Origin of the sequence: Parvularcula dongshanensis, assembly GCF_014199615.1 — a bacterium.
In the GTDB taxonomy this organism is placed as follows: domain Bacteria; phylum Pseudomonadota; class Alphaproteobacteria; order Caulobacterales; family Parvularculaceae; genus Parvularcula; species Parvularcula dongshanensis.
Window position 1 is genome coordinate 1 of sequence record NZ_JACHOB010000013.1, and the last position, 6,329, is coordinate 6,329.

General features: G+C 65.2%; 5 protein-coding genes. 2 read left to right on the forward strand and 3 right to left on the reverse strand.

What is annotated here, in order from left to right:
• Nucleotides 1-447 (forward strand): aldose epimerase family protein (locus tag GGQ59_RS14660; RefSeq protein ID WP_221401091.1); only part of this gene is annotated, 447 nt, incomplete at its 5' end.
• A 62-nt stretch (nucleotides 448-509) separates the two neighbouring features.
• Here the strand turns inward: GGQ59_RS14660 and GGQ59_RS14665 are convergent.
• The 3 genes from GGQ59_RS14665 to GGQ59_RS14675 form a co-directional block, all read right to left on the reverse strand.
• Nucleotides 510-3,242 carry a TonB-dependent receptor plug domain-containing protein gene (locus GGQ59_RS14665; RefSeq protein ID WP_183819944.1) on the reverse strand — a complete coding sequence of 911 codons (2,733 nt, stop codon included), beginning with the start codon at nucleotides 3,240-3,242 and terminating at the stop codon, nucleotides 510-512.
• Nucleotides 3,243-3,417: 175 nt separating this feature from the next.
• A complete protein-coding gene (locus GGQ59_RS14670; protein WP_183819946.1) occupies nucleotides 3,418-4,563 on the reverse strand; it encodes a pyridoxal phosphate-dependent aminotransferase in 1,146 nt (381 codons plus the stop codon).
• Nucleotides 4,560-5,468, reverse strand: a complete 909-nt coding sequence (locus GGQ59_RS14675) for a sulfite exporter TauE/SafE family protein (RefSeq protein ID WP_183819950.1) — start codon at nucleotides 5,466-5,468, stop codon at nucleotides 4,560-4,562. The genes GGQ59_RS14670 and GGQ59_RS14675 overlap by 4 nt, the downstream gene beginning before the upstream one ends.
• 505 nt (nucleotides 5,469-5,973) lie before the next feature.
• Between GGQ59_RS14675 and GGQ59_RS14680 the strand changes: the two genes are divergently transcribed.
• On the forward strand, nucleotides 5,974-6,329 hold a 356-nt coding region (locus GGQ59_RS14680; protein ID WP_183819948.1), incomplete at its 3' end, for a cellulase family glycosylhydrolase.

The window sequence follows — 6,329 nt, forward strand, 5'->3', positions numbered from 1 at the left end:
GAGAGCCTGATCCCGACGGGCCGTGTCACCCCGGTCGAAGGCACCCCCTTCGACTTCCGCGAAGCCAAGCCGATCGGCGAAGACATCCGCGACGGCGGTAACGATCAGATCGCGCAGGCTCGCGGCTACGATCAGAACTTCGTTCTGGACGGCGACGCAGGCGGCGAACCCCGCCTCGCCGCCCGCGTGCACGACCCCGTCTCCGGACGGACGATGACGCTATTGTCGGATCAAGCCGGGCTGCAACTCTACACCGCCAATCACATGAACGGCACGGTGGCGGGCAAGGGAGGCACGCTCTACCGGCAGAGCGACGCGCTGTGCCTCGAGCCCGAGAACTTCCCCGACGCGCCGAACCAGAGGGGCTTTCCCTCCGCCCGGCTCGACCCCGGCGACACCTACCGCAACGTGATGGTGCTGCGCTTCACTGCCGACGGCGCGCTCTAAGAAAGAAGGCCCGGCCCCTCCCCCCAGGACCGGGCCTTCCCGCTTCGACCGACCGCTCCTTGTCAGTCGAAGACGTAGCGGACCTTGAAGTAGTAGGCCCCTCCCACGAAGCCGGAGGGCGATCCTTCCGGGTAGAGCTGTCCCAGGCTCAGCGCATCGGGGTTCTTATCAGGATAGTTGTCGAAGACGTTGGTCGCACCGGCGATCAGTTCGAGCTTGTCGGTGAGGAAGAAGCCGAGCTCGGCGTCGAAGTTCAGCTCGTCGCCCTGCCCCCCCGTTCCGTTCGACGTGTCCTCCCACTCGCCGAAGTAGACCGCCCGCAGAAGGGCGCGCCAGCGGTCTTCGACATGGGTCAGCGTGAACGCCCCCTTCAACTCGGGAAGGAGCTCTTCGAGCGCGGCGACGCGGGTCTCGTCGATCGGATTGATCTCGCCAGGATCGTCCACCTTCGTGTCGATGTAGGCGAACGACAAGGTCGCGTCGGACGCGCCGGTCCGGGTCAGCGAGAACGGCATGGTCCCGACGACTTCGACGCCCTGCGTCGTCGTATCGAAGCTGTTCGAGAAGTACCGGAACTCGGTCAGATCCTCGAAACCGACGAACTCCGAACGGTTGATGACGCCCGCGTCCGACAGGCCGTTCAGCCCCTCGATCACCGTGCCGTAGGGGTCGAACCCGTTCTGATCGGCGACGAAGTTCAGCGCTTCGAGGAAGTTGATGTTCGCGGCCAGGGCGATCCGGTCGTTCACGTCGATGTTGAAGTAGTCGATCGTCCAGTTCGTCGGCCCGAGGTCGAAGACGGCACCGACCGAGAAGTTGGTGGACTCCTCCGTGCCCAGCGTAGGCCTGCCGCCGTCGCGCGCCTCGATGAAGTCGGCGGCGAGCTGCCCTGGTCCGGAGGTCAGCGGGATCGTGCCCTGATCCACGAGCACGCCGTTGACGTTCTGCGTCGTGACGTTGGTCACGTTGGCCTGCCCGGCGGTCGGCGCGTGGAAGCCGGTCGAGAAGGTGCCGCGGACGCGGAAGGCGTCAGTGACTCGATAGAGGCCGGACACCTTGTAATCGAGCGTGTCGCCGAAGGAGTCGTAGTCCTCGTAACGCAAGGCGCCTTGCAGCGTCAGCGCATCGGTCACGTCCGCTTCGAGGTCGGTGTAGAAAGCGTAGGCGTTCTGCTTGCTGCTGGACGACGAGGTGAACCCGCCAAAGCCGTTCGAGCTCGATGAGAAGCCTTGATCAGAGAGCGAACCGAGAGCGAAGGACGCCTGGTCGCCCTGGCTGATGTCGAACTTCTCCTCACGGTACTGAGCGCCGAAGGCCACGTTGAGATCCGAGGCGAAGCCGACGTCGAGACCGTAGGAGAAGGCCGCGTCCAAGATCGTCTCGGCCTGGCGGTAGGCGCCCGGTACGAAGTCGCGCGGGCTGTCGGGTCCCAAGGAGGCATTCAGGGTGTTGTTGATGAAGAAGCGCGTCTCGTTGACGCCGCGCACGACGGAGAAGTCGTAGGACAGGCCGGTACCGATGGGGAACGCACCCCTGATGCCGCCCGCGACGGACCAGTCCGAGTTGTCGCCCCCGAAACGCGGCGTGAAGCCACCCGGGATCGTCTCGTAGAAGGAGAAGCAGTTGGCGCTGGCCGCGACCTGGGCAAGGATGTCCGCATCGGGAATGAGACCGTCCGTACCGGTGAGCGGAATGCCGGCCGGACACTCCTCGCCGACGCCGAGCCCGTCGAGGTCGCCGACGAGGATCGACGCGACGCCTTCCTCGGCAAGCGCGCCTGTCTCCGGGTCGACGACGGGACCGGCATAGACCCCGCCCCTATTGGTCGGGTTCCGGTAGAAGAAGCCGCCGGTCACCGTCCGTTCGGCGTAGTTGCCGAAGGCGTAGAGCTCCGCGTTCTCGTTCAGCTCGTAGCCGGTGTTGACGAAGATCTTGAGGTTGTCGTCGACGTCCGGCTGCCCCCAATATTGCGGGACCTCGCCGGTGTAGCTGTTGATGGCCGAGAAGTCGGCGGCCGCCGTGTTGCCCGCCGCTATGAGCGAGGCGACGTCGCGGCGTACGATCGACCTGACGGTGCCATCGGTCTCGCCGTACTCCGCGGTGATGTTGATGAAGCCCGAATCGTAGAGCGGCAAGCCGATGTTCCCGGCGAAACGGTAGTTGTCGCCGTCTCCGTCATAGGTCGAGCCGTAGACCGCTTCCACCGTGCCTCCGTCCGGGGCCTCCTTGAGGCGGAAGTTGATGACACCGGCGATGGCGTCCGAGCCGTACTGCGAGGAAGCGCCGTCGCGCAGAACCTCGACCTGCTGAAGCGCGAGAGCCGGAATGACCGAGATGTCGGCGCCCTGAGCGCCATCCGAGATGCCGCCGCCGAGGAACGAGATGACGGAGCCGCGATGGCGCCGCTTGCCGTTGACGAGGATGAGCGTGTTGTCGGGAGACAGCGCACGGAGGTTCGCAGGGCGGATGACTGTCGCCGCGTCGGAGATCGGCTGCGTGTTGACGTTGTAGGACGGCACCGAGGTCCGCAGCAGATCCTGAACGTCGTTCGAACCCTGGTTCACGAACTCCGTACCCGAGATGACATCGACGGGGGCGAGTGATTCGGACGCCGAACGCGCCTCGCGCCGCGTGCCTGTGACGACGATCTCGTCCGCGTCATCGACCGCCCCCCGTTCGAAGGCCTCCGCTTCGCCGTTCTGGTCTTGAGACCGTGCCGGTGCGCCCCCGGGACCGAACAGCAGGACGGCGGACGTACCGAGAAGCAACGCGGTACGGGTCGAAGTTCTTCTCATGGCTTCCCTCTCAAAAGTCTCAGAAGGGCAGCTGTGCCGGCGCCGCCCACCACCGATGGTTGCTAGACGCTACGTCATAAGCAAGCATTTTCGCGCGCACTGTGACGGTTTTCTGCTATTTTCGGCCTGTCTATTGTGCTGGTGCAACATTTCTTCGGCAGTCGGCGTCGAGCGGTCAGGCTTCCATCGCGTAGGGGATCGCCTCGAGGTAGCGTTTGACGTCCTCTGCGTAGCCGCAGCTGACGCGGGAGTAGGGCGTGTGCTCTCCGTACTTTCCGCGGATCACGACCCCCTTCTCCGCCATGCGGGCACGGAAGGCGTCCGCGTCCATTCCGACGTCCACGAAGACGAAGCTCGTCTGCGAGGGCAACGGGTCCAGCCCCATCGCCTTCGTCCCTTCCATGATCATCTGCCGCGCCTGAAGCAGCTTCGACTTCGACGTCTTCAGAAACGCCTCGTCGTCATAGCTCGCGATGGCCGCCGAGATTCCGGCGACGTTGGGGGAGCTGACGACGAAGTTCTGCGCTCGCTGAATCACTTCGGCCGGGCCGATCGCGTAGCCGACGCGCAAGCCCGCCATGCCGTAGATCTTGGAGAAGGTCCGGGCGACGACGACGTTTTGCCCCGCCCGGACCAGATCCATCATCGAGTTGCCGTCGGGATCGTCCGATAGCTCGATATAGGCCTCATCGATCAGGACCATCGTCTTGGGGCTGACCGTGGTGCAGAACGACCGAAGCTCGGACGGATCGATCAGGCGGCCGGTCGGGTTGTTCGGGTTGACGATGTGCACCATGCCTGTGCCTTCGCCGACACGCGCCTCGAGAGCCGCAAGGTCGACCTCGAGCTTGCCCTTCATCGGCGCTCGAACGATCCTTCCGTAGCCGTTGTTCTCGACGAAGAGAGCGGTCGAATCCCAGAAGAGCTCGGGCCCCAGGATATCGCCCTTCTTGGCGTAGGCGAGCCCGAGCGCGGTCAGCCCCTCATACGAGCCGTTGGTGATCAGGATCTGCTCCGGTCCCACGCCGTGTCGCTCGGCGATCATCTCAGCGAGGTAGGCGACGGACTTGCCTTGATAGTAGGCGCCTTGCGTGGACGCTTCGGCCAAGGCCTCCAGGGCTTTGGGGCTCGGACCGAAGGGGTTCTCGTTGAAGACGAGGTGCGCGGTTCGCGGGTCGGGACCGTAGAGACTCTCCTTCCGGCCGGGCGCGAGCGCCCCGCATTCCCGGGCGCGGGCGGCGGGCGCCAGAGCGGCACCGATAGCGGCGGCGCCCGCGGCGCCTCGTCCGAGAAGAGACCTTCGGGAAAGCGAGACCGTCATGGCGATGTCCTTCGGCTTGAGGCGGGCAGGGAGAGAGAAGCGTCGCTGCGCGGCGCCGACGGCATCGGCACGGCGACGGCGTGCGCCGGTTCCTCGGCCGCGATGCCGGTTGGTTGTGCCGGGAAGGCGTCCTTCAGCATCAACATCGCGGTGAAGACGAGGTAGCCGCCGAACGCCCGCTTCAGCGCCATGGGCGGTAGGCGGTGCGCGAGCGCGGCGCCGAGGGGTGCGGTCAGCATCGAGGTGCTGGCGATCGCGGCGAGGCCGATCAGATTGATGTAGCCCAACGACCCGGGCAGCGGGCTTTCCGCCCCGAGCCCGATCAGCACGAACCCGATCGTTCCGGGCACCGCGATGATGGCGCCGAACCCTGCTGCGGTCGCCACCGCCTGATGGATCGAACGGCCGCAGAAGGTCATGGTGAGAACCGCGATCGTCCCGCCGCCGATGCCGAGCAGCGCCGAGATCCCCCCGAGGAAGGTCGCGAGGCCGGCGAGGGCGAGGCCGCGCGGCATCGATTCGCTAAGCTGAATCCGGCTGAAGGCACGGGGAAACAGGAAGTTTAGCGAAAGGATCAGGACGCCGAGTCCGAAGATCAAGACCAGCGTGTGTCCGTCGGTATGCGATGCGAACACGAGCCCGAGGAGCACGCCGAGCACGATCCATGGCGCCCAGGCCTTCAGAACATGAAAGTCGACGGCGCCCCGCTTCGCATGGGCGTTCACGGAGCGAAGCGAGGTCAGGATGATCGTCGCGAGCGAAGTGCCGAGCGCCATGTGGACGCTGAGCTCAGGGTCGACCCCGAGAAGCGAGAAGATCGCGAGCAGCGCCGGCACGACGATGAAACCGCCCCCGATGCCGAATAGACCCGCCGCCACGCCGGTCACCGCCCCGGCGGCAAGCATGACGAGAAGCAAGACCAGCGTCTCGGGGGTGATGAGAGGTTCCACCTTAGCGGGCCGAATTCAGGGGTTGGGCCGGGCAGACGCTAACCGAACGAGGCGTCGCGGGCGCGAATGTCCGATCCCACAGCAACAACTTCATACGCAGGAGAAACCCTCTTCGCGCCGCACCATAAAATGCGCACCTGAGTCATACTCTATAACCTTAGCAACATGAAACACCACTAGTCGGTGCAGTGCAACATAGCGCGGTTCGTCGGGCGTGGCGGCGTATCCTTCCTGGGCGTTTGAGCGACATGGTGTTCCATCAGACGCTGGGAGCGGAATGACGCCGTCGCCTCACGGGCGCTCGGGACGGTGAATGTCACAGGGGCGGTTCAAACGCCCCACGGACGCTTGAACGGGGCTACCCTCAAGCTCATCCCATCCGGTCGCCTGCAGACAAATCGCGAGAGAAGGCATCTGGAAGAGAAGGCGACAAGTAGAGCGCGTCTTCCTAAGAGGCGGCATGATACGCCTCATCGCTACGCTGCTCGCCTCCGTCTTCGCTCTACCTCAGGCCGCGATCGCCCAGGGCTTCTCGGTCTCGGGCCGGACCGTTCTCGATGCGAACGGCCAGCCGTTCGTGATCCGCGGCGTCAACCAAGCCCACGCCTGGCTGCCGGAGACGACTGACGCCGCCCTCCCCGCCATCGCCTCGTTCGGCGCGAATACGGTTCGCATCGCCCTCAGTTCGGGCGAGCCATGGGGACCGACGCCGGTATCGGAGGTCGCCGAGATCATCCGACAGGCCAAGTCGTTGGGCCTCGTCACCATGCTGGAGGTCCACAACACGACCGGTTACGGCCAGCAGGATTGGGGCGT

What these genes read in the sequence shown, in the direction of transcription:
- GGQ59_RS14665 (WP_183819944.1), bottom strand. Translation starts at nt 3,242, where the DNA reads ATGAGAAGAACTTCGACCCGTACCGCGTTGCTTCTCGGTACGTCCGCC.
- GGQ59_RS14670 (WP_183819946.1), bottom strand. Translation starts at nt 4,563, where the DNA reads ATGACGGTCTCGCTTTCCCGAAGGTCTCTTCTCGGACGAGGCGCCGCG.
- GGQ59_RS14675 (WP_183819950.1), bottom strand. Translation starts at nt 5,468, where the DNA reads ATGCTTGCCGCCGGGGCGGTGACCGGCGTGGCGGCGGGTCTATTCGGC.